The 16,232-nt window shown below is 69.4% G+C and carries 12 protein-coding genes; 5 read left to right on the top strand and 7 right to left on the bottom strand.

The window, feature by feature from the left end:
- The first annotated feature begins 10 nt into the window (after window positions 1-10).
- Window positions 11-994, top strand: coding sequence for a glycosyl hydrolase (locus CDN99_RS08045; protein ID WP_088384341.1), 984 nt, complete (start codon window positions 11-13; stop codon window positions 992-994).
- A gap of 146 nt (window positions 995-1,140) precedes the next feature.
- The gene (locus CDN99_RS08040) at window positions 1,141-1,731 is read left to right on the top strand and encodes a DUF4142 domain-containing protein (RefSeq protein WP_088384339.1); all 591 of its coding nucleotides are present in this window, start codon (window positions 1,141-1,143) and stop codon (window positions 1,729-1,731) included.
- Window positions 1,732-1,810: 79 nt separating this feature from the next.
- On the opposite strand, the gene CDN99_RS28620 is transcribed toward CDN99_RS08040, so the two are convergent.
- Window positions 1,811-2,161, bottom strand: coding sequence for a Rossmann-fold NAD(P)-binding domain-containing protein (locus CDN99_RS28620; protein WP_158218787.1), 351 nt, complete (start codon window positions 2,159-2,161; stop codon window positions 1,811-1,813).
- A gap of 502 nt (window positions 2,162-2,663) precedes the next feature.
- Between CDN99_RS28620 and CDN99_RS08030 the strand changes: the two genes are divergently transcribed.
- Window positions 2,664-3,584, top strand: coding sequence for a Crp/Fnr family transcriptional regulator (locus tag CDN99_RS08030; RefSeq protein WP_238139415.1), 921 nt, complete (start codon window positions 2,664-2,666; stop codon window positions 3,582-3,584).
- A gap of 40 nt (window positions 3,585-3,624) precedes the next feature.
- Here CDN99_RS08030 and CDN99_RS08025 read toward each other — a convergent pair whose 3' ends face one another.
- The 4 genes from CDN99_RS08025 to CDN99_RS08010 form a co-directional block, all read right to left on the bottom strand.
- Window positions 3,625-5,772, bottom strand: coding sequence for a PAS domain S-box protein (locus CDN99_RS08025; RefSeq protein WP_088384335.1), 2,148 nt, complete (start codon window positions 5,770-5,772; stop codon window positions 3,625-3,627).
- A gap of 10 nt (window positions 5,773-5,782) precedes the next feature.
- Window positions 5,783-6,571, bottom strand: coding sequence for a response regulator (locus CDN99_RS08020; RefSeq protein ID WP_238139414.1), 789 nt, complete (start codon window positions 6,569-6,571; stop codon window positions 5,783-5,785).
- Between the two features lie 94 nt (window positions 6,572-6,665).
- Window positions 6,666-8,273, bottom strand: a complete 1,608-nt coding sequence (locus tag CDN99_RS08015; protein ID WP_158218786.1) for a hybrid sensor histidine kinase/response regulator — start codon at window positions 8,271-8,273, stop codon at window positions 6,666-6,668.
- A gap of 21 nt (window positions 8,274-8,294) precedes the next feature.
- Complete coding sequence (locus tag CDN99_RS08010) at window positions 8,295-9,038, bottom strand: MEDS domain-containing protein (protein WP_202820239.1); 744 nt, start codon at window positions 9,036-9,038, stop codon at window positions 8,295-8,297.
- A 292-nt stretch (window positions 9,039-9,330) separates the two neighbouring features.
- Between CDN99_RS08010 and CDN99_RS08005 the strand changes: the two genes are divergently transcribed.
- The gene (locus CDN99_RS08005; RefSeq protein ID WP_088384329.1) at window positions 9,331-9,561 is read left to right on the top strand and encodes a DUF2789 domain-containing protein; all 231 of its coding nucleotides are present in this window, start codon (window positions 9,331-9,333) and stop codon (window positions 9,559-9,561) included.
- Between the two features lie 75 nt (window positions 9,562-9,636).
- Entirely contained in the window at window positions 9,637-11,769 is a 2,133-nt protein-coding gene (locus CDN99_RS08000; RefSeq protein ID WP_158218785.1) for a sensor histidine kinase, read from the top strand.
- Here CDN99_RS08000 and CDN99_RS07995 read toward each other — a convergent pair.
- Both CDN99_RS07995 and CDN99_RS07990 read right to left on the bottom strand, forming a co-directional pair.
- The gene (locus tag CDN99_RS07995) at window positions 11,744-12,895 is read right to left on the bottom strand and encodes a YuxH family protein (RefSeq protein ID WP_088384325.1); all 1,152 of its coding nucleotides are present in this window, start codon (window positions 12,893-12,895) and stop codon (window positions 11,744-11,746) included. The genes CDN99_RS08000 and CDN99_RS07995 overlap by 26 nt on opposite strands.
- 31 nt (window positions 12,896-12,926) lie before the next feature.
- Window positions 12,927-15,674: an Ig-like domain-containing protein gene (locus CDN99_RS07990; RefSeq protein ID WP_158218784.1), complete on the bottom strand. Its 2,748-nt coding sequence runs from the start codon at window positions 15,672-15,674 to the stop codon at window positions 12,927-12,929.
- Window positions 15,675-16,232: the final 558 nt, after the last annotated feature.

The raw sequence follows: 16,232 nt of genomic DNA, 5'->3' as shown, positions 1-16,232 counted from the left end.
GACCGCCGACATGACCCGTGACCATGACGCGCCCGAGCACGCCCTGATCGCCCCGCCGCCGCCGGACGCGGCGCGTCGTCGCTTGCTGACGATCGCCGGCGCGGGTGCGCTGGCCGCGACCTTGTCCGCCTGCGGCGGTGGCGGTGGCGGCAGCGAGGCCCCGGCGGTGCCCGCCGCGCCGGCACCCGGTCCGGGACCGGCTCCCTCTCCGCCGTCTGCGACGGTCAAGCGCGGCGTTGCCTACGACCTGAAGGACGGACGCGACTTCGGCGCGCTCGCCGGCCCGGTCGGCTGGTGGTGCAACTGGGCGCTGCAGCCCAATGCGGCGGTGCTCGCCGATGCCTCCATCACCGCCACGATGACGCACGTGCCGATGCTGTGGAATTTCGACTTCGATACCGCGCAGGTCGTCGCGGCCTTGAAGGCGCGTCCCGCGGTGAAGCACCTGCTGGTGCTCAACGAGCCCAATCTCACCGATCAGGCCAACGTGGCCCCGACCGCGGCCGCGGCCCAGTGGCCGCGTTATGAAGACGTCGCGCGGCAAACCGGCGTGCAGTTGGTCGGCCCGGCGATCACCTGGGGAACGATGGCGGGTTTCGCCGATCCGGTTGTCTGGATGGATGCCTTCATCGCCGCCTACCGCGCCGCCAACGGCGGGCGCGACCCGCGGATCGACGCCCTCGCCTTCCACTGGTACGACTATGGCCTCGGCGGCCAACTCGACCGACTCGCCAAGTATGGCAAGCCGTTCTGGGTCACGGAGATGGCGAACTGGCACTCGCAGAACGACGGCGCGCAGATCGACTCCGCCGCGAAGCAGAAGGCGCAGATGGCCGACATGGTGAAGCTTTGCGAGTCGCGCGCGGACGTGGTCCGCTATGCGTGGTTCACCGGTCGCTGGTCGCCGGATCCGCACTTCACCAGTCTGCTCGCGAGCCCGGGAGCGCTCACCGAGCTCGGCCAGCAGTACCGGGCGCTGCCCGTGGCGTCATGAACGCCCGATCCCCCATGAGGGCGTCGTGAACGTCGCGTGAGACGCGCAGGTTTGTCGGGGACCATCGGCCCTGGCGAAGGCATTTGGTCGCATCGGGAACCTCGATTGCTGTAACGCAGGGTCACCACCACTCCTGGAGTGCCCCCATGAACTTCATCCATACCCTGCGCGCCAAGCGCCTGCCCGCCTTCGCGGCGATCACCCTGGCCGTCGGCGGCTGCCTGGCGGCCGGCGCCGCGTCCGCCCAGACCACCATGCCCGCCGCGTCGGCCTCCAGCGCCAAGACCACCCATGCCGACAGCAGCTTCCTGAAGAACGCCGCCGAGGGGGGCCACGCCGAGATCAACGCCAGCAAGCTGGCGCTGCAGAAGTCGTCCAACGCCGATGTGAAGGCCTTCGCGCAGAAGATGGTCGACGAGCACGGCAAGGCCGACGCGGACCTGCAGACGCTGGCCGCGTCCAAGGACGTCAAGCTGCCGGCCGACGCGACCATGGTCGCCAAGGGCAAGGCCAAGATCCTGGAGCAGCGCGACGGGACCGGCTTCGATCACGCTTATGCCGAGAACCAGGTCAGCGCCCACAAGGATGCAGTCAAGCTGTTCGAGAAGGCGTCCAAGAATGCCAAGGACGCCGATGTGAAGGCCTGGGCCGCGAAGACGCTGCCGACCTTGCAGCAGCATTTGCAGGAGGCCCAGGCGCTCGAGGTCTCGACCAAGGCGGCCGACAAGAAGAAGTGATGCATCGCTGATGTCGACAGCGTCGTGGGGCCGGTGCATCCGGCCTCGCGACGCCGCGTTCAGCGCCGTTCGGCAGTGTTCATCGCAAGGCGGCCAGCAGGGCCGCCTGGACCGCCCGGACGCGCCGGTCATGTTCGGTGCCGCCGGCGGCGTCCGCTCGCGGGCCTGGGGCGGGCGAGGCTTCGGCCAACCCGTCGAAGACCGGCACGGCCGTCGCCTGCGCCAGGCGCCGCACCCAGCAGGCGGGCAAGCCCTGGCACTCGATCGCGCCGTACAGACGCCCCAATAGGCGCGCGACGTCCTGGAGCGACGCCGCGTCGTCGGCGACCTTCGCCGGATCCAGCACCGTCACCTGGGCGCCCAGCCCGTGCGCGGCCTCGCGGAACAACATGGCCGCCTCGGCGTCGGGGTCGGCGCAGACCAATCCCATCGACATGCCTCGAAACGGCGCTGGCGGATCGCCCTCGCCGGCGCGCCGCTTCGCCGCGTTCGCCGTCGTCGAGCTCGGCACCGACGACGCGGCCCTGCGTCGGGCGCTCGCTCCGATCGAGAGCGCCGTCGACCCACCCGAATCGTTGGCGATCCAGGACGGGGGCGCGGAGTGGGATTCGGCGGGCAGGTGTCCGGAGAAATGCATGACGCGAAAGATCTGGCGCGCACCCGGCAGGAGCGGCGGGCGATGCCTGCGGGCAGCAGATCAAAAGGGATGGAGGGCCGCAGCGTAGTCAGGCTTGCGAGGACCAGCGTTGATGCATGTCAACGCCGTCGCCGGGAGGCGCACGCCCGTGCGACGCGTTTGCTCGACCACACCACGCTGTTACCGAACCGTCACCGAGGGTTCACCGACTGTTGCCGATCGATGTCAAGGATTGGCTTCGCTGTTGCGGGCATTTCCTAGCATCACTGACATCCCTTCAACGACGAGATCCATCATGCAAAGCGCCACCGTCTCCGCCCCGAATGACATCTCCCGCGATCGTCGGAGCCTCGCGCCGGTGACCGCCAAGCCCCGCTTCAAGACGCCCGCCCAGCCCGGTCGTTCCATCCAGACCCCCGAGGACGTGCCCGGCCTGATCGCCCCGGACCTGCGTCCCCTCACCCGCCTCCCGATCCCCGAAACCCACGAGCCGGGCGTCGTCCGCCGCATCACCACGCGCGACCCGCAACAGCGCATGCTGGAAGTGATGCGTGTGATCCGCGAGGTCGTCCAGCCCGCCGCCAAGGTGGTGCGCGCCGGTGACGTGATCTTCCGCGCCGCCGCGCCGTTCACCACGGTGTACCTGATCAACGCCGGCGCATTCAAGCTGGTCAGCCGCAGCCTCGACGGCCGCGAGCAGATCGTCAGCCTGAAGTTCCGCGGCGACTGGCTCGGCTTCAGCGGCATCGCGAGCGGTCGCCATCCGTGCGACGCCATCGCGATGGACACCGGCAACATCTCGATCATTCCCTACGACAAGCTCACCGAGGCCTGCGCCCGCCATCCCGAGATGATGGCCGTGATCCACGAGGCGATGAGCGCCGAGATCACCCATGAGCGCCAGTCGCTGATGTCGGTCTGCACGCTGGCGTCGCTGGCGCGGGTGGCGGAGTTCCTCTGCTCCTGGGCCCGCAGCATGAACCAGCGCGGCCTGCGCGCCGACGAGCTGACGCTGCGCATGACCCGTGCCGACCTGGGCAACTACCTGGGCATGACGCTGGAAACCGTCAGCCGCTGCCTGTCCAAGCTCAATCGCGAGGGCCTCATCCGCTTCGGCGAGCGCGGTCGCCGCCAGATCTCCATCCCCGACCTGTCCCGCCTGGAGCAGTTCGTGATCGGCGGATCGATGATGCACGGCCAGGCCGCCGTGCAATGACCCGCCCGGACCACGAAGCGCCGCCCTCCCCGGGCTCGCGTCAGCGGGCCAGCACCTTCGAGATCGCCCGCGCCAGATCGGCCCGGGCATAGGGCTTGGGCAGCAGCTCCCAGCCCAGCGCGGCCTCCGGTCCGGAGGCCAGCAGTTCCGCCGAAAAGCCCGACATCAGCAGCACCGCCACCGCCGGCCACCGCTGCTGGACGCGCGTCGCGAGTTCCGTTCCCCGCATCCCGGCGCCGAGCGCGATATCGGTGAGCAGCAGTTGCGGCATCGCGCCGCCCGCCTCGGATACGGCCGGCCCCGGGTTCGCGGTGATCTCCTCCAGATGCCGCAGCGCTTCCTCGCCGCTGGCGCAGGCCACGACACGACAGCGCAGATCGGTCAGGAAGCGCCGCACGACGGCCCGCACCTCGGTGTCGTCCTCGACCAGCAGCACCCGCAGCCCCTCCGGCACGGCATGCGGCTCCGTCTCCACGGTCGTCGCGTCGACCGGGGTCAACGGTGTCTGCGGCAGGATCAAGGTCAGCGTCGTTCCCAGCCCCACGAGGCTGTCGATGCCGACGGCGCCGCGCGATTGGCGCGCGAAGCCATAGACCGTGCTCAGTCCGAGCCCGGTGCCTCGACCGGCCTGCTTGGTCGTGAAGAACGGCTCGAAGGCCCTTTCCTTCACGCCATCGGGCATGCCGCCGCCGGTGTCGCTGATGGCGACGCGGACATACCGCGTCGCGCCGGCCGCCGACGTGTCCTCTTCTTCCAGCTCCCGACGTAGCTCGGCGGGGATCGCCGCGAGCGGGGTCGCCTCGAAGGTCAACTCGCCGCCATCGGGCATCGCGTCGCGCGCGTTGATGGCGATGTTGAGCAGCGCCGATTCCAGCTGCGCGGGATCCGCCATCACGTCCGGACAGTCCGGCGCGACGTCGATGCGGATCCGGATGCGCTGGTCCAGCGTGCGCCTCAACATGTCGGCCAGCGAGCGGATCATGGCGGCGATGTCCACGCTGGCCGGCTGCAGCATCTGCCGGCGGGAGAACGCTAGCAGCTTGCCCGTCAGCTCTGCCCCGCGACGCGACGCGCGCGTGGCCGCCGCCACCATCTGCGGCGCGAAGCCGTCCTCCGCCACCGCCGGCAGATCGGCGAGCACCTGCAGGTTGCCCTGGATGACGGTCAGCAGGTTGTTGAAATCGTGCGCGATGCCGCCGGTCAGTTGCCCCACCGTCTCCAGCCGCTGCGAGTGGTGCAGCGCCTCCTCGGTCTGAGCCCGCTGCAGGCAGGTGCCGAGCAGGTTGGCCACCGATTCCAGGAATCGCACCTCGGCCTCGCCGAATCGTCGCGCCTGGCGCGAGCGCACCGCCAGCGTCCCCACCGGACTGCCGCGGTCCGACAGCGGCACCACCAGCGCCGACACCAGGCCCGCGCGCCGATAGGCGGCGGGCACGGTGAAGCGGGTCTCGATGGCGTAGTCCTCGACGACGACCGGCACGCCCTGCGCCAGCACATGGCCTTGGGGCGTGTCGGGACGGTTGGGCACCGTCGCGCCGACCGGCTCTTCCTCCAGCAGGCCGACGCCGCCGGCCACGCGCAGCATCGCCTTGCCCGGATCGAGCAGGAACACCACGGCCAGATCGGCCTCCAACGCGCGCGCCGCGATCGACGGCACCTGCCGCAGCACTTCCTGTGGATCGAGCGAATCGACGGCGATCCGCCCCAACTGCGCGAGGTGCTCGCTGTATCGCGCCCGCTGCAGCGCCTGCCGGACCCGCGGATAGTCGGCCACGCCACGGATGGAGGCCATCACGTAGGGCAGGCCGAACGGCTGCAAGGGGCTCAGCGCGATCTCGACCTTCACCTCCGACCCGTCACGCCGCCGCGCCACCAGGTCCATCTGCGTGCCGCCCATCGGCCGCGCGCGGGGCGCCCGTCGGTAGGACTCGCGGTACTCGGCGTGGCGGGGACGGATGCCGTCGGGCACCAGCATCTCGACCGGGGCCCCGACCAGCTCCTCCACCGCATAACCCAGCAACTGCCCGGCGGTGGGATTGGCCAGCAGGATGCGTCCGCGATCGTCCACCAGCAGCAGGCCGTCGGGCGAGGCGGCGAACAGGGTACGGAAGATCGCCTGCTCGTCCAGGTCGACCGGCCGGTCGGAGGCTCCGCCGACGGACGGCGCGGAGGAAGCCGGGCCGCTCATCGCGCGCGCCTCAGGCGGAGAGCGTCGAGGTTACCCTCGGCGCGAACAGGTAGCCGGCGCCGCGCACGGATTTGATCCATTGGCCCTCGCCCGACTCCGCGCCGAGCTTGCGGCGCAAGCGGCCGACCTGCACGTCGATCGTGCGGTCGAAGGGGCCCGACTCGCGGCCCCGCGTGTGCTCCAGCAGAAAGTCCCGCGACAGCACCCGACCGGGGTGCAGCAGGAAGACGTGGAGCAGCTCGAATTCGCCAGTGGTCAGGAGGACCTCCGCGCCGTCGGGCCCGGTGACGCGGCGAGCCGCCACGTCGACGGTCCAGCCCTCGAAATGCAGGCGCTCGCGCCCGGCGGCGAGGTCCTGGACGATGCCTCCGGGCGACTCCGAGGACGTCGCCGTCGACATCGACGCGGCGCCGGTGGGCGATGCACCGATCGCGGCGCCCGGCTCGGGCGCCATGCGTCGCAGCACCGCCTTGACGCGAGCGACCAGCTCGCGCAGGTCGAAGGGTTTGGTCACGTAGTCGTCGGCGCCGACCTCCAGGCCGACGATCTTGTCCACCGCATCGCCGCGGCCGGTCACGATCACCAGGCCGCAGCGCCAGTGCTCGCGCAACTGGCGCGCGATGACGAAGCCGTCCTCGCCGGGCAGACCCAGGTCGAGCAGCACCAGATCGGGCGTGTCCGCCGCCATCAGCTCCATCAGCGCGCGGCCGTGATGCAGCTGCGTGGTGCGGAAGCCGTGCGAGGCGAGGTACCCGGCGAGCAACTGGGTGATGTCCGGTTCGTCGTCGAGGATGGCCACGTGCGAAGGCACCGGCGAAGGCAACGCCGCGACGGGGGCGGCCGGCGGGAGGGATCCAGGCAAGGTCATTGGGGCGGCATTCTAGGAGCCGGCGTCAGGGCAGGTCGGCGCGGATCAGGCGCTCCAGCGTCCGCGTCAGGCGGTCCAGGTCGATGGGCTTGACCATGTGTTCGTCGAAGCCGCAGGCCAGCGCCTTGTCCCGATCGGACGACTGCCCGTAGCCGGTCAGCGCGACCAGTCGCGGGGCGGCGCCGCCCAACTCGCGGCGGATCAGCGCCGCGAGCTCATAGCCGTCGATGACCGGCATGCCGATGTCCAGCACCGCCGCGTCGAAGCGCGTCGCGCGGACGCGGTCCAGCGCTTCCTGCGGAAGCGTGGTCGTGACGACGTCGTAGCCGGAATAGCGCAGCGCCATGCCCAGCGTCTCGGCCGCGTCGCGGTTGTCGTCGACGACCAGCACCCGGCCCTGCACCGGCGGCAGCGTGTCCAGGGTCTGCGCGGCGGGATCGGGCACGGGAGCGGCGGCCTGGCGTTCGGCCGGCAGCGTGACGCGGAACAGCGCGCCCTGCCCCGGTCCGGCGCTTTCCACCGCCACCTGGCCGTGATGCATCTCGACCAGTTGCTTGACGATGGCCAGGCCGATGCCCAGGCCGCCCTTGGCGCGGTCCAGCGTGGTCGAGCCCTGCTCGAAGAGCTCGAACACACGCGGCAGCATGGCCACGTCGATGCCGGCGCCGTTGTCCTCGACCTCGATGACCAGCGCGTCGCCTTCGGCCCGCGCGGCGACGCGAATCTCGCCGTTCATCGGCGTGTACTTGGCGGCGTTGCTGAGCAGGTTCACCACCACCTGGCGCAGCCGCGCGCGGTCGCCGACGACGCGCAGTTCCGGGCCGACCTCGCAGGACACGCGCAGCAGGTGATTGCGTTCCTCCAGCAGCGGGCTCACGCCCTCGATCGCGTCGGTGAGCAGGAAGGCCACGTCCAGCGGCTCGCGCGACAGCTCGATCTTGCCGCGGGTGATGCGGGTGATGTCCAGCAGGTCGTCGACCAGCTTGGAGAGATGGCCGACCTGGCGCTCGATGATCTCGTGCTCGCGCGACAGCGATCCGGTCTGCAGCCGGATCAGGTGCAACGCGGTGGAGATCGGCGCCAGCGGATTGCGCAGCTCATGGCCGAGCATCGCGAGGAACTCGTCCTTCGCGCTGGCGGCGCGTTCGCGCTCCTGGTCCAGCCGCGCCGCGTGCAGGCCGGTGGAGGCCAGCGTCGCCGCGGCGCGCATGAAGGCGCCTTGGTGGATGGAGGGGAAGTCCGGCCGCGACGAGCCGAACCACAGGCTGCCCGCACGCCCCGCCGGTCCCAGGAACAAGCGCACGACGCGCAGCGTGCCCAGCGGCGATTCGAGCGGCGTCGCGTCCTCGGCGGTATCCGGCATGCGGCGGCAGCCGTCGATGAAGTCGGTCCAGGCGGGCTCGTGTGCAATGCGTTCGCCGCCCAGCTGGAGCATGGTGGTCGGGATCGCGTCCGGCACCAGCGGCGCATGCACCAGGCACACGGCGGTGCCGACGATCCGGTTGACCGCCTCGGTCGTCAGCTGCAGGACGGTCGCGGCATCCCGTCCCACCCACAACGCGGGCAGCGCCAGCAAGCCCATCAGGTCGCGCAGCGCCTGGTCGGCGGCGGACGGATCTCGTTCTCGGTACATCGTCGGCATTCGGCAGGCGGGTCAGGATCCGGCGCGGGAGAGCATCGCCAGCGCCGGCGGGCCGCGCCGACGGCCACTGACACGGCGCGCGGACAGCTCGCGCAGCATCTCGGCCGGCGGCGTGAAAAACGGATTCTCGCGCAGCACTCCGCCGATCAGCGTCAGCGGATGGGTGCGCAGCAAATCCATCATCGTCGCGCCATCGAGGCTGGCCAGGTCGTAGACGCAGATGGCGGCCTGCCGGTTGCGGTCCAGCACCTCGTTGGCGCGCGCCTCGTATTCGAGCAGATCGAGGCGGTCCAGGTCGCCACGGATCGCCCAGCCCATCCGGCCCATGACGCGCAGGCCACCGTCGCCCGACGCCTCGACGGCTTCATCGACGCCCGCCGCCGTGGCGCTCTCGAGGACTTGCAGCAACGCATCCACGTCGAGCCGTCGGCGCCCACCCGCCGACGCCTCGACGGGCGCGGGCCACGCTTGCAACGACAACTGCCCGCAATGCTCGCAGGCCGCGCCGTCGATGCCGATGGCGCGCAGGAGGTCGCGGTGCTCGTCCGCGGCCCCGGAGGCGATATCGCCCGGCTCGAGGAAATGCAGATGAGGCCCACCCCGCCTCAGCGCGTCGCGGTAGAACGGGCCGAGCACCTGGTACTCCTCCTCCCGCGTGTTGAAGAAGGCGCAGACGTGGAAATGCCGCAGCCTGGTGCCGGCGGCCTCCAGCCGCGGCCCCGTCGACGGCCGACCGGATCCGGCATCGCCCATCATTTCCAACGCCTGCGTCATGAGCGCCCCTGGCGCTCCGCTGCCCAACGCGTCCTCCATCGCGACCCCACTGCTTCAATCTGTCGATGATTCGACCCGATGACAAGCGACCGGCTCTGCCCTGGCCCCGATCTTGCCCAACCGGAACGCCCGGACAACGGCAACGAGGGGACCGGTGACGATCCGATTCCATTTGTATGACTTGTTGATGTTAGCCTTGTCCGCAGAGGGGCCGAGCCGTCCCGTCGGTCCCGGACTTTTTGACCGTTCGAGATTGCCGCACAGGAGCGACACCATGGAGAACACTGTTCATCCTTTCGCCGAGCTTTTCGACCAGCTCGGCCTACCGTCCGAAGAGGCCGAAATTCGCGCCTTCATTCAGCGGCACCGCCCACTCCCCGGCGAGGTGTCCGTGGCCGAAGCGCCGTTCTGGACCGAAGCCCAGTCGCGCGCGCTGCACGACATGCTGCGGCAGGATGCGGACTGGGCGCAGGTCGTGGACCAGCTCAACCTCGCCTTGCATTGACCGAAGGCCGCGATGCGCGGAGGACCCGCAGAGGTGCCCGCGCAACGACGACGGAGGCACGCCTCTGGGAGGACCATGAAGCAGAACTTCGACACCGATACCGACATCGCCGGTGAAGGCGGTACGTCAGAAACACCCGCACAAGCGAGGGTCGCGAGCGCCGTCATCACGCACCCTCGACGGCATGCCCGGCCGCTCAGCCACTCCGCCCTGCTCGCACTGCTCGTCACCCTCATGCTGCTGTCCGTATTGTGGGCGGCGGCGGGTCACGCCGGCCTGGCGACATCGATCCCGGAGGTCCGCAACTATCAGATGCGCGAGGTGGCACCCGACGACGTCGAGGCGCGCCGGATGAGCGGCGTGTTGATCGACGCTCATGAGCGGTTGCCGCTGCCGACCCTCGTCCGCGCCGATCATCACGAGGCGCTGCACAATGTGCACTTCGAGATCGACATCGACCCCTATCTTGAGCCTGCGGACATCTTCGACCCCGCGCGCGAAGGCGATCCGTTGCTGCCGAGCAGTCGCCCGGCCAAGAGCCTGCTGATTACCCAGGCCATCAACGGGGCCGACCTTTACCTGAACGGCGTCTGGCTGGACGGGTATGCACGCTCGACGACGTCGGCACGCTTCATGTGGTTTCGTCCCCTCGTCGCGGCGCTTCCACGCAAGCTATTGCGCCGTGACCGACGGAACATCGTGACCGTCGAGATGACGAGTTGGGAGCCCTTCTTCACGCTCGCCCCGATCTACATCGGTCAGGCTGCCCAGATCGCCTACATCGCCGAAACCATCGATTTCATCGGCGGTTCGCTGACAGACGCCTCGAAGGCCTTCTGCCTGCTGGCCGGGCTGTTCATGGTGGGCGTCTGGCTCGCCAACCGCGCCGACCCGGCGTTCGGCCTGATCGGCATGGCCTCGTTGACCTGGGCAATGGTCTATACGCTGTCACTGTGGGTCTACATGCCAGCGAGTTGGCGAACGTTCTGGCTCTGGAGTTTCTACCTCTGCGCGGGAGCACTGAACGTGATGCTGGTCCAGTTCATCCTGCGCTATGTCGACCGCCCGCCGAGCCGACGCGCCACGATCGCGCTGGTGGGCGTATCGGCCGGGGCCGCAATGATCTGGCCGTTCGCCGGCAAGCTGGTGGAATGGAACCTGGACATGCTGTGGATCTGGGTGCTGGTGCCATTCCAGGCCTGGGCGGTGATCGGGCTGGCCTTGCATGTCAAGCGGACCCGCGACGCCGCCGGGTTGCTTCTGCTGATAGCCGTGCTGGCGGCCGGCCTGTTGATCCTGCATGACTACAACGTGCTCATGCGGATCGTGGAATGGCCGGTGCACACGGGAAGCTGGAGCCTGCTCCAGCTGTTCACGGCCCCCGTCTACCTGACCCACTTGGCCCTGCCGCCGCTGCTCATCGTGATGGCGCGGGTGCACCTCTCGAAGTACCGCGTCAGCGTCGAGCACGTGCGTCAGGCCAACATCATCCTGGCCGAGTCATTGCGTCGTCGGGAGATGGAGCTCGCGGTCAGCTACGACCGGCAACGCGACCTGGAACGCCGCGAGGCGGCCCAAGAGGAGCGCGAGCGAATTTACACCGAGCTGCATGACGGTATCGGATCGAGGTTGGTCGCGACGATCTTCAGCGTGCGCGAGGGAGTCACCGAGCGCCAGCAATTGGAGCGCAACCTGCTCGACGTGCTGCAAGGGGTCCGCAACGTCATCAACGAGACCGACTCCACCGAGCATCGGGAGATCCAGAGCATCCTCTTCGACTACTGTCTCAACCTCGATTCGCTGCTGAGCGCGCCCGACTTTCAAGTCGAGTACGACATCGAGGACGGTCGCGAATGCGTGTTGCTGGGGGAGCTGTCCAAGGAGGTGCTGCGCATCGTCGAGGAGAGCGTCGCCAACACGCTCAAGTACGCACGGGCATCGCAGGTGCGGATCACGTTGCACCAGTCCGACACCGAGCTGGTGCTGATCGTCAAGGACAACGGCGACTCGATCGCCAACGCGACCTCGGCCGTGCGACCCTTCTTCGGCGCTTCGACGGGCCACGGCTTGGCGAACATGCGGCAACGCACCCTTCGAATGGGCGGCACGTACCACTTCGAGCGCGGGGCCCGTGGCGCCACGACGACCCTGACCTTGCCGCTGGCCCGGCGCCCCAGCGGTGTCAACTCGAATGGCGCAAGGTCTTGACGTAGTGCCGCGGACTGCAAAGACGCCGCTGGAACTGCCAGGCCGCGCTCTCGAGCTCCTCGCCGGGCGACGCGGTGCCTCGGCCAAGGCTCTGGCGATAACGCGCCAGTTGCGCCCGCACCGAGCGCACCCACGCCGCGCCCTGGTCGTGACAGGCCGCCTGCAGTAGCGCGCGCACCCAGCCCGACAGCAGCGAGACCGGCAACGCAGCAAGCAGCGCGGCAAGGCTTGCCGGCTCCTGGCTCGTGGGCGCCGCGTAAAGCCGGTGCAGGACCAGCAGCCGCATCACCAGCGCCGGGTCGGCCGACACGGCGATCGCCACCGCGTTCACCGAGGCCCGGTCGGCCAGCAGCCGCTGAGCCTTGAGGACGACGGCGCTGTCGCAACCGGGCAGCGCCGGCACGGACACATCGATCGGCGGCGCGATGAAATGCCCCTGAAACCGCGTCACGCCCAGCTCGCTCAGACGTTGATGACTGGACACGGACTCGACGCGCTTGCCGATCACTTCCAATCCACAGCGCATGGCTTGATTGACCAACGGCGCCCAATGCTCGGGCCGCGCCATGACGAGATCCAGCTTGAGGTAGTCCGCATAGGGCGCCAGCAGCCAGCGCGGATCGGCGACATCACGCACGCCGTCGATGCAGAAACGACGCCCGCTCGCGCGGAGCTGGGCGACGCGCATCAGCACCGGTGTGTCGATCGCCACCGCGTCGGTCAGGTCGACGACGCCGAATTGTTCGGCCACCAGCTCAGCCAACGGGCTCATCAACGTCGGCTCGTCCAGGGCGATGAACAGGAGCCCCTCGGGCGTTCGCCCGGCGACGGCGGCGTCCAGCAGCCCGTTGCACAGCATCGCGCTGGCCAGGAACTCGCCCGGCGCCAGCGAATCGGGTTGGGTGGCCGTGTTCCAGCGGAACAGCAAGTCGTGTGCAACGACCCTGCCCTCCGCATCGGTGATGTCCTGGCTGCCGAATCGGACGGCACCGGCATCGCCGGGCCGCACCGGCGGTAGACCGGGAACGGCGCGCAAGGGGGTGAACCGCGACCGGGAAGCCGATCGGCTCCCCGTCTTCGTCGGCACCGTCAACGGCGCCAGTGGAATCGTGTCGACATGGGTCATGGGAGGTTCTCGATTCGAAATGGGGCGGAGCTCAGCCCATGCCGAACGGGCTGGACGGCGGCATCCAGAACGTTCCCTCGGTCAGGGCGGGGTCGGGACTGCGCAGCCACGCGGCCAGGGTGCTGTCCGAGCCGTCGGCGGGAACGCGGGGAATCCAGGCATCCCTGGGCGCTGCGGCGAGGCCAAGCGCCGCCACCGTCACGGGCAGCGCCGCGGTCATCGCCGCGTTGCCGGCCTGGTCGACGACGACCGCACGAAAGAGGTAGTCCCCAGGCGGCACGTCGGTGGTGCGGGCGGTCGACGCTTGCCAATGCTGGCCGCCGTCGACCGAAACTTCGTGGTGCACCGAGGCTCCGACTTCGGCGCCCTGGAGCAGCAGTTCAATGGTGCGATGACCGTCCTGTGTGGTCGTTTCCTCGGCCCGGAGCGCTCCCGCCGCGGGCGGCGCGGTGTCGACGCGCACCGCCAATGTGCCGGTCGTCGCCTCATTCCCCGCGGTGTCCAGGGCGACGGCCCGATAGAGATAGCCGCCGTCGGCCAGACCGGACTGCGCCGCCTCGGTGACCTGCCAGGTCACGCCGCCGTCGACCGAGCGCTCGAAGCGCAAGGCCGCACTGGCCTCCTGGTCCGCCACCGTCAACATGAAGCTGTTGTCCTGGCTGACCAGATCGGCCGCGGCGCCGGTGTCGTCGAACTCTGACAGCACCAAGCGGCCAGCCGACGGCGCCTGCGTGTCGACGACGACCTTCACCCAATTGGAGCGGCCGCCGTTGCCGGTCGTGTCGTAGGCGGTCACGCGAAACAGGTAGTTGCCATCCGGCAGACCGCTGAGGTGATCGCCGCACGGACGCCAGCTCCATCCTTCGTTGACGGAGAACTCGAAGTCGAAGCGGCTATGGCCGCTGCCGCCGCTGTAGAGCAACTGGAAGTCGCCATCGCGGGTGATGCCATCGGCAGCGCTGATACCGGTGTCCTCGAATCCCTGGAGGGTCAACTGACCGGCGACCGGTGGGTCGGAGTCCGTCGTCAATGCGATCGCCCGGGTGTAATGGATGCCGCCATCCGCATCGATCACCTGCGCGCGGAACAGTCGTGTCCCGTCGCTGCGCAGATCCTGGTCGGCGACGGTGTCCTTCCAGGTTCTCCCGCCGTTCCGGGAGACCTGGAACGTCGTCGAAAGCGCCGCCGCGGAGGAGCCGACCAGGGTCAGCTGGAACAGCTCGTCGGGGCTGATGCGATCGACGGCATCGTCGCCGGTGTCGTCCAGACCGGTCAGGATCAGGCTGCCGGCGATCGGCTCGCGTGTGTCAACGCCGACCGTCACGACATTGCTGATCGCGCCGTTGCCAGCGGGATCGACGACCCGTGCCCGGAACTGGTAGTCGCCATCCATCAGGCCATCCATCACCGTGCCGCATGGCGCCCAGTGCGCACCGCCGTCGGTCGACACTTGATAGGACAAGGCGCCCCCGGCGTGGCGATCCACGCCGAGCGTGAAGGTGTGATCGGCGCCCCGGTAGCCGACCTGAGCGTTCCCCTGACCGGTGTACTGCCCCAGGTCCAGGTGGCCGATCTCCGGCGCGGTCGCATCGATGGTCACGAGAACCGTCGGCGTGACGCTGACGTTCCCGGCGCCGTCGGTGACAACTGCGCGGAAATGGTGCATCAGCTCCGGCAGTCCGCGTACCGCGGGATCCACGACCGCCCAGGTCGCGCCGCCGTCGACCGAATGCTCGTAGACGACCCGCGCGCCGGGCTCGACATCGACGCGCAGCTCGAAATGATCGTCGCGACTGAGGAAGTCCAGCGCGCTATCGCCGGTATCGTCGAAACCGTCCAGGCGCAGCGTGCCGGCCACCGGACGCACGGTATCGACCAGGACGGACTTGGAGGACGTGCGGCTCACGTTGCCGGCGGCGTCCGTCACCACGGCGCGAAAGCGATAGTCGCCGTCCTGCAACGACGGCAGGTCCGCGCCGGTGGGGAGCCACGTCATGCCGTCGTCGCGCGAGACCTCGAACCGGATCGATGCGCCCGCCTCCTGGCCGGACACGGCCAGCGTCACCCGCTGCTGTCCGGTCGACGGATCCGCGCCGCGATCGGCGTGCAACACACCGGGCTCGGGACCTTGCGTGTCGAGCACGAGCCCGACTTCGTCGGTCGTGGCGACGTTCCCCGCCGCGTCGGTGACCGCGGCGCGGAAGCGATAGCGTCCGTCAGGCAGCCCGACCGGCGCGGCGGGCGTATCGGTCCAGGTCACGCCACCATCGGCGGACAACTGGTAGACGACGGCCGCGCTCGTGTCATGGCCATCGATCACCAGGTTGAAGTCGCGCGCGTTGCCGAGCCGGTCGATCGCGCTGGCACCCGTGTCCTCATACCCGTCAAGGCGGAGCGTGCCTGGCCGAGGTGGCGTGACGTCGTCGTAGCGACAGTGCGCCGCCGCGCTCGTCAGCCCGTCACGATGAGCCACCGCGATGACGACGCCGCTCTTCTGCGGACCGGCGGCATCGCTCGACCAGTGGCCGTCCGCGTCGGCGATCGCGACGCTCTGGGTGCCATCGGGCCAGGTCACGCGGACTTCGGCACCGGCAAGCGCCAGGCCCATCGCGCGCGGGTGATCGTCGCGCCGCGGATCGTGCACCACGATGTCCGAGGGGGGCAGGATCGGCTGGGGTGAAAGCGACTGCGGCGGCTTGGCCGTTCCGGCGTTGGGGCTGGAGGCGCGGTCCGGGACGGTCAGCGCGGCGATCGCGCCTCCTGTCGACAGCAGCGCCAACGCGGCCCCTTCGGCGGACCACCAGGCGACGGCGGCACGATGGTGGTCCGGGTCCTGATCAGCGCTGTCGGAGGCCGTGCCGCCGACAACCGCCAACGACTCGGTGCCATCGTCCCCGGACTCGGCGTCGGGGGAGACGGCATCGGGCGAGGCGACGACCTCCGGGCCGATGGCGTCGTCGCCTGACTCGGCGCGCCGCGCGCGCCGGACACCGTCCAGGCGGTCCGGCGCCCGCGGCGTGGCGGCACTGAACGCGCCGTGCGCGGCAGTCCAGGGAATGTTGGCGATGTTGAGCGTCCGTGCCATCGACTGGGCTGCGGCTGTTTCCGAAAACTCTCTCACTGGGCGTCCTCTCGCTGGTCGGCGCGACCGGGCCGGCCGAGCGTCAAGCCGGTCCGTTCGCGGGATACATGGGCCTCACCATTTCGCCGCCGCGCTCCTCGTGACATGACGAGGGTGAACTTTCCGTGATCCATTGTAGATTCAAGCTCCGACGCGGCTCGAGCGACGATATTGGCAAGGCAATCGTCGATACTTCACTTCATTAATGAAGCACTA

Source organism: Roseateles aquatilis, from assembly GCF_002205645.1.
Taxonomy (GTDB): domain Bacteria; phylum Pseudomonadota; class Gammaproteobacteria; order Burkholderiales; family Burkholderiaceae_C; genus Roseateles; species Roseateles aquatilis.
This window is presented reverse-complemented; position numbering and strand designations above follow the sequence as displayed.